Annotated in this window: 12 protein-coding genes; 9 read left to right on the forward strand and 3 right to left on the reverse strand. The window is 44.2% G+C overall.

Going from position 1 to position 16,886, the window contains the following annotated elements; all coding sequences use genetic code 11:
* Positions 1–6 precede the first annotated feature (6 nt).
* The 7 genes from A4V03_RS03370 to A4V03_RS03400 are packed head-to-tail and all read left to right on the forward strand — an operon-like array spanning position 7 to position 10,780.
* A complete protein-coding gene (locus tag A4V03_RS03370) occupies positions 7–1,041 on the forward strand; it encodes a zinc-dependent alcohol dehydrogenase (protein ID WP_065537970.1) in 1,035 nt (344 codons plus the stop codon).
* A gap of 42 nt (positions 1,042–1,083) precedes the next feature.
* A complete protein-coding gene (deoC, locus tag A4V03_RS03375) occupies positions 1,084–1,800 on the forward strand; it encodes a deoxyribose-phosphate aldolase (protein WP_065537971.1) in 717 nt (238 codons plus the stop codon).
* A gap of 45 nt (positions 1,801–1,845) precedes the next feature.
* Positions 1,846–4,359 carry an HzsA-related protein gene (locus A4V03_RS03380; protein ID WP_089280696.1) on the forward strand — a complete coding sequence of 838 codons (2,514 nt, stop codon included), beginning with the start codon at positions 1,846–1,848 and terminating at the stop codon, positions 4,357–4,359.
* Complete coding sequence (locus A4V03_RS03385) at positions 4,356–6,158, forward strand: c-type cytochrome (protein WP_065537972.1); 1,803 nt, start codon at positions 4,356–4,358, stop codon at positions 6,156–6,158. The genes A4V03_RS03380 and A4V03_RS03385 overlap by 4 nt, the downstream gene beginning before the upstream one ends.
* 58 nt (positions 6,159–6,216) lie before the next feature.
* Positions 6,217–7,101: a beta-propeller domain-containing protein gene (locus A4V03_RS03390; RefSeq protein WP_065537973.1), complete on the forward strand. Its 885-nt coding sequence runs from the start codon at positions 6,217–6,219 to the stop codon at positions 7,099–7,101.
* Between the two features lie 41 nt (positions 7,102–7,142).
* Positions 7,143–8,270, forward strand: coding sequence for a chorismate transformation enzyme, FkbO/Hyg5 family (locus tag A4V03_RS03395; RefSeq protein WP_065537974.1), 1,128 nt, complete (start codon positions 7,143–7,145; stop codon positions 8,268–8,270).
* Between the two features lie 29 nt (positions 8,271–8,299).
* Positions 8,300–10,780 carry a cytochrome c biogenesis protein CcsA gene (locus A4V03_RS03400; RefSeq protein ID WP_065537975.1) on the forward strand — a complete coding sequence of 827 codons (2,481 nt, stop codon included), beginning with the start codon at positions 8,300–8,302 and terminating at the stop codon, positions 10,778–10,780.
* A 280-nt stretch (positions 10,781–11,060) separates the two neighbouring features.
* Here the strand turns inward: A4V03_RS03400 and A4V03_RS03405 are convergent, their stop codons facing one another.
* Entirely contained in the window at positions 11,061–12,752 is a 1,692-nt protein-coding gene (locus A4V03_RS03405) for a transposase (RefSeq protein ID WP_065537976.1), read from the reverse strand.
* A 345-nt stretch (positions 12,753–13,097) separates the two neighbouring features.
* Positions 13,098–14,789 (reverse strand): transposase, encoded by a 1,692-nt coding sequence (locus tag A4V03_RS03410; protein ID WP_065537976.1) that lies wholly within the window; start codon positions 14,787–14,789, stop codon positions 13,098–13,100.
* A gap of 716 nt (positions 14,790–15,505) precedes the next feature.
* On the opposite strand from A4V03_RS03410, the gene A4V03_RS03415 reads away from it, so the two are divergent.
* Positions 15,506–16,072, forward strand: coding sequence for a 5'-methylthioadenosine/S-adenosylhomocysteine nucleosidase family protein (locus A4V03_RS03415; protein WP_065537977.1), 567 nt, complete (start codon positions 15,506–15,508; stop codon positions 16,070–16,072).
* Here A4V03_RS03415 and A4V03_RS03420 read toward each other — a convergent pair.
* Positions 16,042–16,401 carry a YbaN family protein gene (locus A4V03_RS03420; RefSeq protein WP_065537978.1) on the reverse strand — a complete coding sequence of 120 codons (360 nt, stop codon included), beginning with the start codon at positions 16,399–16,401 and terminating at the stop codon, positions 16,042–16,044. The two genes, A4V03_RS03415 and A4V03_RS03420, sit on opposite strands and share 31 nt — an antisense overlap.
* Before the next feature lie 129 nt (positions 16,402–16,530).
* Between A4V03_RS03420 and A4V03_RS03425 the strand changes: the two genes are divergently transcribed.
* Positions 16,531–16,881 carry a 6-pyruvoyl trahydropterin synthase family protein gene (locus A4V03_RS03425; RefSeq protein ID WP_065540265.1) on the forward strand — a complete coding sequence of 117 codons (351 nt, stop codon included), beginning with the start codon at positions 16,531–16,533 and terminating at the stop codon, positions 16,879–16,881.
* Positions 16,882–16,886 lie beyond the last annotated feature (5 nt).

Raw genomic sequence — 16,886 nt, forward strand, 5'->3', positions numbered from 1 at the left:
AACAATATGAAAACAGTCATTGTGCCGGCTCCCGGCAAAATAGAAATACGGCAGGTGGAAACTCCTGTCATTAATGCTTATCAGGCATTGGTGAAAACAGAAATGGTGGCTTTGTGTAATGCGACCGACAGTAAGCTGGTAGCCGGAAAGTTCCCCGGTGTAGATACGTACCCATTGGCTTTGGGACATGAGAATGCCGGAATTGTAGTAGCTGTAGGCGAGAAAGTGCGTAACTTCAAGATGGGCGACCGTGTGATTGGCGGTCTTATTTCCGATTTTGGCGCACAGGGTATCAATAGCGGCTGGGGCGGTTTCAGCGAATATGTAGTAGTGAACGATTTTGAAGTATTGAAAGAAGAAGGGTTGGCCACACCTGAACAAGGGTGTTGGGATAGTTTTGAAATTCAGAACGCGGTTCCTTCGCACGTGCAACCGGAAGAAGCGGTGATTTCCTGTACCTGGCGTGAGGTACTGGGAGCTTTCAAAGATTTCAATCTGACTCCGGGTAAAAAGGTGATTGTAGTAGGCTCCGGTCCTGTTGGATTGAGCTTTGTGAAGTTGGGCAAGTTGTTCGGCTTGGGACAGATTGACATTGTAGATATGCTTCCTGCCAAGTTGGAAGTAGCCCGCCGGATGGGAGCGGATCATGGATATACTCCTGCTGAAATCAGCACTCCGGAATTTATTGCTGCTGCCAATCGTTCTTACGATGCGGTTATCGATGCAGTGGGACTGGATGCGGTTGTCAATTCTGTATTGCCATTGGTAAAGATGGGCGGAGATGTCTGCGTATACGGTGTTATGACAAAGAATCCGACGTTCGATTTATCAAAAGCTCCTTATAACTTCGACCTGCACATGCATCAATGGCCTACCCGTTCGGAAGAAAAAGCGGCGATGGCTACATTGGCGCAATGGATTGAAGAAGGTAGACTTTCTGCGTCTGACTTTATCACGCATCGTTTTGCGATAGAAGAAATAGAAGAAGCCTTTGCTGCCGTTAAACGGGGTGAAGTATTGAAATGCGTATTAACTTTTTAAGAAACAATAGATTTATAACAACTTATTAAACGACTCAGAATAATGGAAAAGAAGAATATAAACGAAGTGATTGCAGAATTATCAGTAGAACAGTTGGCAGGAATGATCGATCATACCTATCTGAAACCTTTCGGTGATGCATCTCCTATTGAAAAACTTTGTGCGGAAGCCCGTCATTATCAGTTTGCGATGGTAGCCATCAATCCGGCAGAAGTGGAAACTTGTGTAAAGTTGCTCGAAGGTTCGGGCGTACGTGTAGGCGCGGCTATCGGTTTTCCGTTGGGACAGAATACGGTAGAGTGTAAAGCGTTTGAAACCCGTGATGCTATCGCTAAAGGGGCAACTGAAATAGATACAGTCATCAATGTTCGTGCTTTGCAGAAAGGACAGACTGAAATCGTGAAAAAAGAAATAGAAGATATGGTTTCTATCTGTAAGCCTGCGGGAGTGATCTGTAAAGTCATTCTTGAAACTTGCTATCTGACGGATGAAGAGAAAGAAACGGTGTGCCGTATAGCCAAAGAGGCAGGAGTGGATTTTGTGAAAACGTCTACCGGATTCGGTACGGCAGGAGCAACGGTACATGATGTAGCGTTGATGCGTCGTGTGGTGGGTCCTACTATCGGAGTGAAGGCGGCAGGCGGTATTCGTGATCTCGATTCTGCGTTGGCATTGATTCAGGCAGGCGCTACCCGTATCGGTACATCAAGTGGTATTCAGATTGTAGAATCCTATAAGGAGCTGAAGAAAGGTTTGTAATCGTTCTTTTTTCAAGAAGATAATTTAGGTAAATAAGAAGATAAAATGATAAGATCGAAATTAATGAAGCTGTTGAAGTGTGGAATGGCATGTTGTGTGTTCCTCTCCATCGTAGCATGGCAGACGAAAGACACTTCCCTTCAGCCTACCGATACAGGAGGTTTTATCGTCGAGATTCAGAAGAAATATGCGGAAGTTCAGGCGATAAGAAAGAAAGGAAATCAGGAAGAGATAGAAAACAAGATCAAAGCTGTGCACCGGAGATTGACACGTACTTATCCAATCTATTATGATTGGTGGTTACAGGATGGCACAACGGGTGATGTAGACTGGTTTAGTAAGAGTTTTAATCAGGAACTTTCCATGCGCTTGCAGAAACTGAACATCAAAGCTTCCGCAACTAACACACCGGAAAATATCGAGACGGCTTTCCAGGCTTATTTGAAAGCGTGTGAACAAAGACGTATCAAGCGTTTGGCTGCCTTTACAACCGATAAACCGGAGATTGTTTTTACAAAGTACAGAACGTTACGTCCTTCTTTCTTTGCTTATACCGAGGGCGTTTCGGATGCCCGTGCCGAATGTAATTACATTGCGGGCGGCGCGTTGGCGAAGTTGAAGATGAATGGTATCTGGGCGGAGGTAGAAACGCTGTTGACAGATGAAGAAGGAGTGGTTCGTGATCCGGATCTCCACTTCGACGGCCAGCACTTGCTTTTCTCCTGGAAGAAATCCTCCAAAGAGGACGACTTTCATCTGTATGAAATGAATTTGAAGACACGTGAAATCAAACAGTTGACTTTCGGAAAAGGACATGCCGACATTGAAGGTATTTACTTACCGGATGACAATATCCTTTTCAACTCTACCCGTTGCGGAAGCACGGTAGATTGTTGGTTTACGGAAGTCAGCAATATGTATCTCTGCGACAGGGAAGGACGTTATATGCGTCAGGTCGGTTTCGACCAGGTGCACACTGTTACTCCGACTCTGTTGGATGACGGTCGTGTGGTTTATACTCGTTGGGACTACAATGACCGCGGGCAGGTTTGGACGCAACCTTTGTTCCAGATGAATCCCGATGGAACGGGGCAGTCGGAATATTACGGAATGAACAGCTGGTTCCCGACAACGGTGGCACATATTCGCCAAATCCCCGGTACTCGTAAGTTGATGGGAGTTTTTATGGGTCATCATACTCCTCAACATGGTAAATTGGGTATTATAGATCCCGAAGCCGGACGTGATGAGAATGAAGGTGTTATGTTTGTAGCTCCGGTCCACAAACCGAAACCTGAACGTATTGACGACTATGGGAAGTTTACCGATCAGTTTCAGCACCCTTTCCCGTTAAGTGAGACGGAATTTTTAATTTCTTATACTCCGTTGGGATATTACGTCGGACATCCGATGGAATTCGGTGTGTATTGGATGAATGCGGATGGAGAACGTGAGTTGTTGGTTTCTGATGCGCGTATATCCTGCAACCAACCAGTATTGGTTGCTCCTCGCAAACGTCCGTTCCGCCGTTCGTCTTCGGTAGATTATACGAAGAATGAAGGTGTATATTATATGCAGAATATCTACGAAGGTAACGGATTGAAAGGGGTAAAACCGGGTACAATCAAACAGTTACGTGTAGTAGAAATCCAGTTCCGTGCAGCGGGTGTAGGCGAAGTGGGTGGTAATGATAAAGGTGGAGGAGCTCTTATGAGCTCTCCTGTAGGAGTAGGTAATGCAGCTTGGGACGTGAAGAGAGTGTTGGGAGTGACGGAAGTGTATCCCGATGGTTCTGCTTTCTTTAAAGTGCCTGCACGCAAACCTCTATATTTTCAGGCATTGGATGAAAATGGACGTGTCGTGCAGACGATGCGTAGCTGGTCTACTTTGCAACCGAACGAAGTGCAGAGTTGCGTAGGATGTCACGAACATAAGAATACGGTTCCTGTAGCAGGGCATCCGGTATCTATGGCCATGAATAAAGGTATCAAGGCATTGGAGCCGGAAGATGAGATGGGCGAACGCAATTTCAGTTACCTGAAAGAAATCCAGCCTATCTGGGACAGACATTGTATCTCTTGTCACGATGGAGTGAAGCAGCCAATGAGTCTGAAAGGTGAATTGAAAGTAATGGATAAACCAAGCAAAAGAAAATATACGGATTCGTATTTGAGTTTGACCCATGCTACTCAGGATCAAGGCGGAGGAGCATGGCGAGGTAATGCATACCATCCGGAAGTAAACTGGATCAGTGCTTTATCCCAACCTACATTGTTACCGCCTTATTTTGCAGGTTCTAACACGAGTAATCTGATAAAACGTCTGGAAAGCGGACATGGAGGTACTAAGTTGACTCCGCAGGAAATACGAAAAGTGGCTCTTTGGATTGACTTGCTTGTTCCTTTTATCGGAGACTATCGCGAAGCGAATAACTGGTCGCAAAAAGATCTCGACTTCTACAATTATTATGATAAGAAGCGGGAAGCAGCCCGTGCGGAAGATCAGGAGAATATTCGTCAATACATTCAATCCCTTCAAACTAAACAAGAGAAAAAATGAAAAAGAAGATATTGATACCTGTTGGTATGGCTGCTCTGTTTCTTTGTGCGTCTTGGCAAGCAGCGGAAACTACGGTTTCGCCGGACCGTTTGTTTTTGGCAGACAACGGTAAATCCTTGTTTGTAACAAACAGGGCAGGCTGTGAACTCATCAAGATGTCGTCCGACGGGCAGAAAATGGAAAAGAAAGTCTCTTTCCCGTCTCCTGTCAATGCGATGACGCAGGATGCGAATGGTAAACTTTGGGTGGTATGCGACGGAAACTGCGGTACGATGTACGAATTGGATGGCAAAAAACTTTCGGTACAATCCAAAACAAAAAGCGGAGCTACGCCTTCGGACATTCTGTATAATCCGTTGTCAAAGTCTCTTTGGGTGACGCAACGGTTCAACAACGAACTTTGGGAGATTGATCCGGTAACCCGTAAGGTGAAAACTAAAATCGCTGTCGGCCGTGAACCTGTGTCGATGGCTGCCTTTGCGAGTGATTCTTGCCTATTGATTGCGAATAATCTGCCGGAAATGCCTTCTACGGCTTATCCGATTGCGGTACAGCTCGACATGGTCGATGTACTTTCGAAAAAGGTTTCGGGACGTATCATGCTTCCGAACGGTTCTACAGACGTAAAGTCAGTAGCGGTGGATAAGAATCATACTTTTGCGTATGTCACTCACTTAATCTCCCGTTATCAGTTGCCTACCAATCAATTGGATAGAGGATGGATGGCTACCAATACATTGTCTATCATTGACTTGAAGGCAAAGAAGTGGCTGACTTCCGTCATCTTGGATACTCCGCAGAAAGGAGCGGCTAATCCGTGGTCGGTCATTGTGACTCCGGATGATAAACAAATCATTGTAGCGGCTGCCGGCAGTCAGGAATTGGTGCGCATCGATCGTATGGCTTTGCACGAACGTCTTACCAAGGCAAAGCAAGGAGAAATGGTCACTCCTTCCATGAAAGCATGGGGGAATATACCCAATGATGCAGGATTCTTGTATGGCATCCGTGACTTCATTCCTACACAGGGAAAAGGTCCGCGTTCGGTGGTTGCCACAGGAAGTAAAATTTATACAGCCAATTATTATACATCGGAACTGGTGTCTATGGATTTGAACGGCAAGAATGTGCAGAAGCAGGTTTTGGGTGCTCCGTTAGCTTTCACTAAAGTAGGTAAAGGCGATATGTATTTCCATGATGCGACCATTTGTTTCCAAAATTGGCAAAGTTGTGCAACCTGCCATCCGAATGATGCACGTATGGACGGGCTTAACTGGGATTTGCTGAATGATGGCATGGGTAATCCGAAGAATACAAAAACTCTTTTGTTTTCGCATCAGACTCCGCCTTGTATGGCAACTGGTATTCGTAAGAATGCCGAAGTTGCGGTACGTTCGGGAGTGAAATATATCCTGTTTATGGAAGGAGAGGAGGAAATCAGTGAATCTATCGACGAATATCTAAAGTCTCTGAAACCTCTTCCCAGTCCTTATCTTCAAAATGGTAAACTTTCTGCGAAAGCGAAAAGAGGAAAGAAGATTTTTAAAGAAAACTGTGCAAGTTGTCACTCCGGAGAATATTATACCGACCTGAAACAGTATAAGGTAGATTGGACTACCGGACCCGATAAAGGTTTGTCAATGGACGTTCCAGCTTTGAATGAGTGTTGGCGTACAGCTCCTTATTTGTATGACGGGCGTAGTTATTTGATGAAAGATATGCTTAAGGTACACGGACCTCGCAAACCGGTTTCCGAAAAAGAACTGGAAGAGCTGGAGGAATATGTATTGTCTCTGTAGTGAGTTTCGTCCGTGCCTGAAAAAACTTTTATATAAAACTAATTTTGAATTTATATTTATGACAAGAATATATATGGCGATTCTGGCTTTTCTGTTTCCGGCATTTTTGTCTGCACAGACAAAAACGTTTGCAGGAACGGATTATTCGCAAGGAATTGTCTTCGTGATGGAAAATAATCAAATCGTGTGGCAACACAAAGCCCCCGATTCCAATGATTTATGGGTATTGCCTAATGGCAATATCCTTTTCACCACCGGACATGGAGTGCTTGAAATGACTCGTCAGAACGATACCATCTTTCATTATGAATCTAAAAGCCCGGTTTTTGCCTGCCAACGATTGAAGAATGGAAATACGTTTGTGGGCGAATGTAGCACAGGCCGTATGTTGGAAATCTCTCCCAAAGGTAAGATTGTGAAAGAAGTGTGCATTCTGCCGGAAGGAGTGAAAGAGGAAGGATTTGCTTTCATGCGTAATGCACGGTGTTTGGATAATGGTCATTTTCTGGTGGCGCATTATGGTCCGCAGTGTGTGACGGAGTATGATACGAACGGAAAAGTGGTGTGGAACCTGGAGGTTCCCGGCGGACCACATTCATTGACCCGCCTGCCTAACGGACACACGCTGATTGCCGTGGCGGATAAAGATCAGAATCCTCGGCTTATTGAAGTAACGAAAGAAGGAAAAATAGTTTGGGAATTATCGAATACGGATATTCCCGGCAAACCGTTGAAGTTTTTGGGAGGCTTTCAGTATTTCTCCGACGGGCGTTTTCTGATTACAAACTGGACAGGACATGTGAATCCGAAAGAGAAAGTACACATGTTGTTGGTCAACCGACAAAAGAAGATACTTTATTCTTTGGAAAATACTCCGGGCTTGAAAACCATGTCGTCCGTCTATAGCATGGATATTCCGGCAGGCGTTACCTCTTATCATTAATAAAGTATAGATCATAAGAAAAAGACATTGAAATTTGCACTATGAAGTATCATCGAATAAAATGTAATTTGTATAAAGCGGAAGGAGGCAGTTGGGAACAAATGGCGGAAGAATTACTTTCATCCGCTGTTCGGGAAGAGCGAGTGGTCCGTCTTATACTCTTTACACGCTGTACGGATAATCAGGAATACAAGTTTCAACGTTCCTTTCTGGAACAATGGGTGGAATGGCATTTCGTTTCTCCCCGTCCGGTCGTTTCGCTTGTGGCTCAAAAACCGTTGGTGGCGAACTTGGTGCTGGAGGTACATTCATTGGTGGAGGCTGCGGATGAGGCGCTCACAATAGAAGAACAGTTCACGTCTTCTGTCCGCTACCTCCGGATTGCGACTCCTCACTACCGGGAAATAATAGCAGGAGGACTTTGTGCGGATGATTTGAATCTTCCTGTTCGCGAACAATCGGAACAAGCATTCAGAAAGGCTGAAGAGATATTGAAAGCGGAACAGATGAACTTCGGTGACATTGTCCGTCAGTGGAATTATTTGGAACGTATCACCGATATTGCACATGGCAATCAGTGTTATCAGGATTTTAATGATGTGCGCACTCTGTTTTATGCTTCTTCGGCATGGGAATCAGGCTATCCGGCAGCAACAGGAATCGGCACACAATATGGCGGCATACTGATTGATTTCAATGCTGTCAGCGGAGAAGTGGATATTGTTCCTTTGGATAATGATTGGCAACGGGCTGCTCATGTTTATTCGGATGAGGTACTGATTAGTCATCGGGCGGATACGGAGAAAGGAACTCCGAAGTTCGAAAGAGGAAAGTCTGTGTCCGACCGTCGGCAGGAAGTGATTTATATTTCCGGCACGGCTGCCATTCGTGGTGAGGAAAGTGTAACGACCGGAGATGTACTTTCGCAAACGGAAATCACTCTTGAAAATATCCAGCATTTGATCGGACTGGAGGAGGGAAGAGAAAATTGGCTGGAACATTCCGGTAAGTTAGGACTCCTTCGTGTATATCTGAAGAATGAGGAAGATGCGCCGGCTGTGAAAGCAGACTTGGATAAACTTTGTCCGGATCTTCCTATTGCTTATCTTTATGCGGATGTATGCAGAGAGGAATTATTGATAGAAATTGAAGGGATTGCTTATTTGTAAAAGCATTGTTTATTATAAAAGAAAAACAGATGAAACGGATTCGACTGATAGCTTCACCGGTATTGATGTATATCTTGGCGGGACTTTATGCCTTGATATTGGCAGTAGCCACTTTTGTGGAAAACTCTTATGGCGCTGCCATTGCCCGCGAGTATTTTTATTATGCTCCCTGGTTTATTCTGTTACAGTTATTGCAGGCAGTTAATCTATCGGCTATGTTCCTTCGGGGAAGCTATTTCAAGAGAATCAGTAAAGGCAGTCTGATTTTTCATGGAGCTTTTCTTTTTATTTGGTTGGGAGCTGCTGTCACTCACTATGTCGGAGTGACGGGCATCATGCATATCCGTGAGGGGGAAACGGCAAACAGCATGATGAGAGATGAGGGAGCAGGGATAGAAAAGACTTCCCTGCCTTTCTCTGTCACGCTGGATGATTTCAGGTTGGAACGTTATCCTGGTTCTCACAGTCCGATGTCTTATGAAAGTGATTTGGTAATTAAGAGAGGGCATGAATCTCCTTTGCTGGCAACCATTCGAATGAATAAAGTGATTGATGTGGATGGCTATCGTCTGTTTCAATCTTCGTTCGATCCCGATGAACAGGGCACTGTGTTGTCTGTGAGCTACGACCGTCCCGGTATGCAACTTACGTATACCGGATATTTTCTGTTGCTTGTTGGTTTTGTATGGACGTTGTTCAGTAAGAAATCCCGTTTCGGACGGTTGCGTAAAGAGTTGGGAGAAATGAAAAATAATGCTCCTTTCTGTTTGTTGTTCTTCCTGATTTTATCCGGAATATCAAGTATGCAGGCATTGAGTGCACAACAAAAATCGGTTTCTTTGCAACAATCACCCATAGCAGCGCAACACCCTCTTAAGGTTTCTCAACTACCTTGTGTTTCTTCTTTACATGCCGAAAAGTTCGGCAGCTTGGTAGTGCTTAATCCAAATGGGCGTCTCGAACCCGTCAACAGTTATACATCTGCCATCTTACGCAAATTGTATGGAGCCGATCAACTGAACGGTATGGATTCGGATCAATTCTTTCTGAATCTGCTTTCTTTTCCCGATGAGTGGGGTGCCTTTCCTTTTATCAAAGTCGATAATAAAGAACTCCTTCAACGTTTCGGCAGGGATGGCAAATACATTGCCTGGCAAGATGTGTTTGATGCAGACGGCAACTATATCCTGGCAAATGAAATGAACACGATTTACGCCAAACCGGCTTCGGAACGAAAACGGCTGGAATCGGATTTATTGAAACTGGATGAATCGGTAAATATCGTCTATCGTATCATGCAACACCAGTTGTTGCCGCTTTTCCCGGATGGAAATGATTCGCAGGGGAAATGGTATTCATCGGGTGATGATTTAAGTGCTTTTCATGGGAAAGACTCTTTGTTTGTAACTAAAATCATAGATTGGTATATCTATGAATTAGGAAATGGAGTTCGTTCCAACAACTGGAAAGAAGCCGATAAAATCATCGAAATGATGAATATCTTCCAACAGGCAAAGGCTAAAGTTCCCTCTATTGACAACCGGAAAGTGAAAGCCGAACTTCTTTATAATCAGCTGAATCTATTTTTCTGGTGTCGTCTGGCTTACCTGATTTTGGGCGGCATCCTACTTTTCATTGCTTGTGGAGAGATTATTGCAGATTTCAAATGGGGGAGAAAACTAAGTGGCATCCTGATTGCTCTCCTGACAATCGCTTTCCTTGCGCATACGGCAGGTGTCTTGCTACGTTGGTATATTTGCGGGCACGCGCCTTGGGCGAATGCTTATGAGTCGATGGTATGTACTTCCTGGATGCTGGTAGGTAGCGGACTTCTGTTTGCCCGCCGATTTCGTATTCTTCCGGCATTAGCGGGATTATTGGGTGGAATCATGCTTTTTGTAGCAGGACTAAACCACCTGAATCCGGAAATCACTCCTTTGGTTCCGGTACTCCAGTCTTATTGGCTAATGTCTCATGTTGCTGTTATCATGATCGGTTACGTATTCTTTGCGCTTTGCGCACTGACAGGATTATTTAACCTTGTACTGATGAATTTGCTTTCCGCCACCAACTGGGTGAAGCTCCAGTTCCGTATCCGTGAACTGACATTACTGAATGAAATGGCAATGATCCTCGGCCTGTTCTTTATGACCGCAGGCACATTTCTTGGAGCCATCTGGGCAAACGTCTCTTGGGGTAGGTATTGGGGCTGGGACCCTAAAGAAACCTGGGCATTGATCTCAATTGTTGTGTATGCATTGGTGCTTCATATTCGTTTCATTCCTCTTCTGAAAGGAAAGACCGACTGGTGTTTTAATCTGCTTTCGGTCGTAGCCATTCTTTCCGTTATCATGACTTGGTTCGGAGTGAATTACTATTTAAGCGGCTTGCATTCTTATGGAAAAACCGAAGGGGGAGATTTCTTGTTGTGGATATGGGGATTGGGAGTCTGTCTTGTGTTTGTGTTGGCATGGTTTGCGCGTTGCAGAGAAAAAACTGATTCCTTATAAGAAGGCATACTCTTTTGTTGCAATGTAACATGATTGAATGTGATGCTTGTTACAGTCAAATTCTCCTTCATCCCCCCCCCCAGACCGTCCGAGAACTCTGATTTTCGCTGTAGGATGGCATTCTTGCAGCGGATTTGAGGTCGTAGAGACTATCTGGTGGAATTTGTTTTTCAATTGAAAGAATAAATTCTCTCATGATAATCGGTTTTAGAAGCTTAAAATGCACTTTAAAATGTGGTTATTACCTATATTCGTAAGGATGTGCACCTCGGCAAGTCTTTTATCGGAGTGCGGCAAGCAGTGCGGGTACACCTTTGAGACTTATAGCACGACGTAGGTTATAGGATAGACAGAGCAATCCCATCTCTGCACCTACTTTTGCAAAACCTTTTAGTAAAAAATAGTAGTATCCGAGCGTTCTTTTAATTGTCCCGAACGGATGTTCCGACAAACATTTGCGATTATCCATTTTCTTTTGGTCAAGATGTAGCACATAGCGTACCACCTTTTTCATAACGGTTATTCTTGTTGGTTTCAGATTCGCATTGCCGTCATTTGCTGCATCTTGTTTCCTTCGGGTATCAGCAACCTTTATTAGATCATCCTTACTAAAGTCCGCTTCCTTGAACTTGGATATGGTACACTTGCATTTGCATTTCTTGCAGGCCAACTTGTTGCAGTAACGTATATTGCCGTTTCGTTTAATGGATTTCTGTCTAAGAATCTCACCTTGCGGACAATAGACAAGGTTACGTTCGGCATCCCTAACGAAGAAGCCTTCAAGAGCTTTGGCACGCATTTGTTCGGAAGTCATGTCCAGCACTGCTGAATCGGATGTCGGCAATGTACGCTTTTTTACCTCAACAATTTCCATATCAGTTAAGATTCCGTTGTAGACATCGGGAATTACTCCGGCTTGAAGACATGCCTTCAAGTCCTCGGGGTTGGTACTAACTTTCTGTTCATCGGTTATGGTGTTTCCAATGTACTCAAACTCAACCTGCTCGGTGCAGCCACCGTCACGCCGGATGACATTGGGTACAATGCCCGATGCAAGTGCGTCGGTATGGTCTTCGGGGCATTCATAGCCCTTGTCTGCTGTAGTCTCAAGGATGTCAATCCCATAGTCTTTTTTCACATCTGTAGCTACGTTTGTTATTTGGCCATGGTCAGTAGGACTGTTAGTGACCCGGAAGCCGGCAATCATGTGGCTGTCCGCGTCAACAGCCGTCTGCATGTTATAGCCTACGCAGAAACCTTCATTCGCTTTCATCAGTCTTGCATCCGGGTCAGTAAGCGATATCTGTTTTTCATTAGACTCCTCTAATGTAGTGCGGTATGCTTCGTAACGGGCTTTGCGTTCTTTACAGACATTCAGTTTGTGCTCAAGTTCTTCTCTGGAAAGTTTGCGACCTTCTTCCCGATCGCATGAGTCAAGCTCTTCCATGTATAAAGTGATATGTTCATCCAAACGTTTGATACGGTCGTCAAGTTTGTTGAGCGTAAAATTGTTATCCTTGGCATTTACAGCCTTGAACTTGCTTCCGTCAATAGATATGTATGACTTGGAGAAGAGCTTCAACCCCATGCAGAACTTATTGAACTCCTTGAATACTTTAGTTATGCTATCCTTATTATCCTTGCGAAAATCGGAAATGGTGCGAAAATCAGGATATAATTTGCCCAGTAGCCACATCACCTCCACGTTGCATTTGCACTCACGGGCCAACTTGCGCGATGAACGCACTTGGTAAAAGTAACCATAAATATACAGTTTTAACAGGTCACGAGGGTCGTACCCGGGACTTCCCGTGGCTTTGGGAATGTTCCGTATAAACTCTAACTTGCCCATATCCAAACTATCAACGAATGCATCAAACAAACGAACCGGAGCATCCTCCTCAACATAGTCGTCTATGCAATCGGGGAAAAGTACTTTCTGTTGTCGTTCTTCACCTTTCTTATATGCCATAACTCTGTTTCTTAGCTTAGGTAAAGATAAGAAAAATGAATGAGAAGCATGAATATCTAATGTTAAACCATGCTACAAACAGGGGCTATTGCGGAGGGACAACGACAAACCTCTGTTTAAAGAGGAGTTCTCGGACAGTCTCCCCCAGACCGTCCGAGAACTCTGATTTTCGCTGTAGGATGGCATTCTTGCAGCGGATTTGAGGTCGTAGAGACTATCTGGTGGAATTTGTTTTTCAATTGAAAGAATAAATTCTCTCATGATAATCGGTTTTAGAAGCTTAAAATGCACTTTAAAATGTGGTTATTACCTATATTCGTAAGGATGTGCACCTCGGCAAGTCTTTTATCGGAGTGCGGCAAGCAGTGCGGGTACACCTTTGAGACTTATAGCACGACGTAGGTTATAGGATAGACAGAGCAATCCCATCTCTGCACCTACTTTTGCAAAACCTTTTAGTAAAAAATAGTAGTATCCGAGCGTTCTTTTAATTGTCCCGAACGGATGTTCCGACAAACATTTGCGATTATCCATTTTCTTTTGGTCAAGATGTAGCACATAGCGTACCACCTTTTTCATAACGGTTATTCTTGTTGGTTTCAGATTCGCATTGCCGTCATTTGCTGCATCTTGTTTCCTTCGGGTATCAGCAACCTTTATTAGATCATCCTTACTAAAGTCCGCTTCCTTGAACTTGGATATGGTACACTTGCATTTGCATTTCTTGCAGGCCAACTTGTTGCAGTAACGTATATTGCCGTTTCGTTTAATGGATTTCTGTCTAAGAATCTCACCTTGCGGACAATAGACAAGGTTACGTTCGGCATCCCTAACGAAGAAGCCTTCAAGAGCTTTGGCACGCATTTGTTCGGAAGTCATGTCCAGCACTGCTGAATCGGATGTCGGCAATGTACGCTTTTTTACCTCAACAATTTCCATATCAGTTAAGATTCCGTTGTAGACATCGGGAATTACTCCGGCTTGAAGACATGCCTTCAAGTCCTCGGGGTTGGTACTAACTTTCTGTTCATCGGTTATGGTGTTTCCAATGTACTCAAACTCAACCTGCTCGGTGCAGCCACCGTCACGCCGGATGACATTGGGTACAATGCCCGATGCAAGTGCGTCGGTATGGTCTTCGGGGCATTCATAGCCCTTGTCTGCTGTAGTCTCAAGGATGTCAATCCCATAGTCTTTTTTCACATCTGTAGCTACGTTTGTTATTTGGCCATGGTCAGTAGGACTGTTAGTGACCCGGAAGCCGGCAATCATGTGGCTGTCCGCGTCAACAGCCGTCTGCATGTTATAGCCTACGCAGAAACCTTCATTCGCTTTCATCAGTCTTGCATCCGGGTCAGTAAGCGATATCTGTTTTTCATTAGACTCCTCTAATGTAGTGCGGTATGCTTCGTAACGGGCTTTGCGTTCTTTACAGACATTCAGTTTGTGCTCAAGTTCTTCTCTGGAAAGTTTGCGACCTTCTTCCCGATCGCATGAGTCAAGCTCTTCCATGTATAAAGTGATATGTTCATCCAAACGTTTGATACGGTCGTCAAGTTTGTTGAGCGTAAAATTGTTATCCTTGGCATTTACAGCCTTGAACTTGCTTCCGTCAATAGATATGTATGACTTGGAGAAGAGCTTCAACCCCATGCAGAACTTATTGAACTCCTTGAATACTTTAGTTATGCTATCCTTATTATCCTTGCGAAAATCGGAAATGGTGCGAAAATCAGGATATAATTTGCCCAGTAGCCACATCACCTCCACGTTGCATTTGCACTCACGGGCCAACTTGCGCGATGAACGCACTTGGTAAAAGTAACCATAAATATACAGTTTTAACAGGTCACGAGGGTCGTACCCGGGACTTCCCGTGGCTTTGGGAATGTTCCGTATAAACTCTAACTTGCCCATATCCAAACTATCAACGAATGCATCAAACAAACGAACCGGAGCATCCTCCTCAACATAGTCGTCTATGCAATCGGGGAAAAGTACTTTCTGTTGTCGTTCTTCACCTTTCTTATATGCCATAACTCTGTTTCTTAGCTTAGGTAAAGATAAGAAAAATGAATGAGAAGCATGAATATCTAATGTTAAACCATGCTACAAACAGGGGCTATTGCGGAGGGACAACGACAAACCTCTGTTTAAAGAGGAGTTCTCGGACAGTCTCCCCCCTTCACAATCCCCACAGTTTGCTACTTTCACAGCCCGTAACCTTTGCATCGGCATTGTCAATCTTTGCAAATGAGAGTAGCCCCCCTGTGGGTATGTTAAATCTAGACTGTTTACTGATAAACTACCGTCTTCTCGTATGTTTTATTTCTATTTATCAATCGCCGACTGAGGTTGTCCACCTGGCTGACTATAGTCGGCTAAGCAGACAACTACAGTCGGCTAGATGGACAACTCTAGTCGGCTGCTTAGGTGCAAGCTGTTCAATTGGATAAGATAGACAATGCCTATGCGAAGGTTACGAACTGTGAAAGTGACAAACTGTGGGGATTGTGAAGGGGGGGTGAAGGAGAAAAAATATACTTTATTGCAAAGCTATATACTTACCCCCTCCCTATGTTTGCCCGATGGGTTAAATCTATAAATGTGGGTTCGTAATTAGCGCATGATATTATGATTCATCCGTTAGCCGGACAGTAAAAAGTAATCTCTTTTGATTGCATTTTATAGATAACTCCGGTTAAATAGTTATTTTTGCAGAAATAACTGATTTTTACGAAATAAAGGAATCCATGTTGAAAATATTAGTAACCTACGCCGTACAAGGCGAATTTGTAGAGATTAAATGGCCGGATATAGAACCTTACTACGTTCGTACAGGCATTGGTAAAGTGAAATCAGCCTTTCATTTGGCAGAAGCAATCCGCCAGGTACAGCCGGACTTGGTGCTCAATATCGGAAGTGCCGGAACAGTCGACCATCAGGTAGGAGACATTTTTGTATGCCGCAAGTTCGTAGACCGTGATATGCAGAAAATGAAAGAGTTCGGATTGGAGGGTGAGATTGATTCATCGGCTCTGCTCGAAGAAAAAGGCTATTGCATGCATTGGACGGAAGATGGGATCTGTAATACGGGAGATGGCTTCCTCACCGAGTTGACTCATGTCACCGGAGACGTTGTAGATATGGAAGCATACGCACAGGCATTTGTCTGCCGTTCAAAAGAAATCCCGTTTATTTCCGTGAAATATGTGACTGACATAATTGGCCAGAACTCCGTGAAACATTGGGAAGATAAACTTGCCGATGCACGGCAGGGACTATCACACTATTTCAATGTCTTGAAAGAAAGAATATGATAAGTGACTCCTGCGGCTATCAATCCCAAAAGAATCTTTACCCATATAAAAGGAATCAGGAAGAAAATGCAATAAAGCATCGTTCCCCACATTAATACGAGAGAAATTATTTTGGCGCGGAGAGGAATCGTCTTGTTTTCGCGGAAATTGCGAATATAAGGACCGAAGTGCCGATGATTGAGCAGCCAGTTATATAATCGGGGAGACCCTTTGAAATAAAGGGCGGCGGTGAGCAATAGAAAAGGGGTAGTGGGCAGTAGCGGCAGAAAGATGCCGAGAATGCCGAGCGCAAGAGAAATACTACCTAAAACAATATATAAAGTTTTCATGCGGCAAAGATAGTGCAAAAAAAGGGAAAAAATAACACTCTTTGCTGGATGAAAACTCTATTTTATATTACCTTTGCCGTTGCATCGAGGTGACATTAGATGCGTGTAACTATTAAAATACATATACTCATGTTTACAGTAATCAAACGTATGGAGATCTCGGCTTCTCATAAGCTGGTACTCCCGTATCGCAGTAAATGCGCCAGTCTACACGGTCACAACTGGATTATCACCGTCTATTGCCGTTCCGAACGGCTCAATTCCGAAGGAATGGTGGTCGATTTCACCCGCATCAAAGAAGTGGTCACGGAGAAACTCGACCATCAAAATCTGAACGAAGTACTCCCGTTTAATCCCACAGCGGAGAATATCGCCCGGTGGGTATGCAAGCAGATTCCTCAATGCTATAAAGTAGAAGTGCAGGAATCGGAAGGAAACATTGTCATCTACGAGAAAGATCCCGTCGGCGCAGAAGGATAAGAATA

This window comes from Bacteroides caecimuris (assembly GCF_001688725.2).
In the GTDB taxonomy this organism is placed as follows: domain Bacteria; phylum Bacteroidota; class Bacteroidia; order Bacteroidales; family Bacteroidaceae; genus Bacteroides; species Bacteroides caecimuris.

Excerpts from the sequence above, each read along its gene's own strand:
- A4V03_RS03390 (WP_065537973.1), top strand. The coding sequence starts at position 6,217 with ATGACAAGAATATATATGGCGATTCTGGCTTTTCTGTTTCCGGCATTT.
- A4V03_RS03415 (WP_065537977.1), top strand. The coding sequence starts at position 15,506 with ATGTTGAAAATATTAGTAACCTACGCCGTACAAGGCGAATTTGTAGAG.
- deoC (WP_065537971.1), top strand. The coding sequence starts at position 1,084 with ATGGAAAAGAAGAATATAAACGAAGTGATTGCAGAATTATCAGTAGAA.
- A4V03_RS03405 (WP_065537976.1), bottom strand. The coding sequence starts at position 12,752 with ATGGCATATAAGAAAGGTGAAGAACGACAACAGAAAGTACTTTTCCCC.
- A4V03_RS03380 (WP_089280696.1), top strand. The coding sequence starts at position 1,846 with ATGATAAGATCGAAATTAATGAAGCTGTTGAAGTGTGGAATGGCATGT.
- A4V03_RS03410 (WP_065537976.1), bottom strand. The coding sequence starts at position 14,789 with ATGGCATATAAGAAAGGTGAAGAACGACAACAGAAAGTACTTTTCCCC.
- A4V03_RS03370 (WP_065537970.1), top strand. The coding sequence starts at position 7 with ATGAAAACAGTCATTGTGCCGGCTCCCGGCAAAATAGAAATACGGCAG.
- A4V03_RS03385 (WP_065537972.1), top strand. The coding sequence starts at position 4,356 with ATGAAAAAGAAGATATTGATACCTGTTGGTATGGCTGCTCTGTTTCTT.
- A4V03_RS03420 (WP_065537978.1), bottom strand. The coding sequence starts at position 16,401 with ATGAAAACTTTATATATTGTTTTAGGTAGTATTTCTCTTGCGCTCGGC.
- A4V03_RS03400 (WP_065537975.1), top strand. The coding sequence starts at position 8,300 with ATGAAACGGATTCGACTGATAGCTTCACCGGTATTGATGTATATCTTG.
- A4V03_RS03425 (WP_065540265.1), top strand. The coding sequence starts at position 16,531 with ATGTTTACAGTAATCAAACGTATGGAGATCTCGGCTTCTCATAAGCTG.
- A4V03_RS03395 (WP_065537974.1), top strand. The coding sequence starts at position 7,143 with ATGAAGTATCATCGAATAAAATGTAATTTGTATAAAGCGGAAGGAGGC.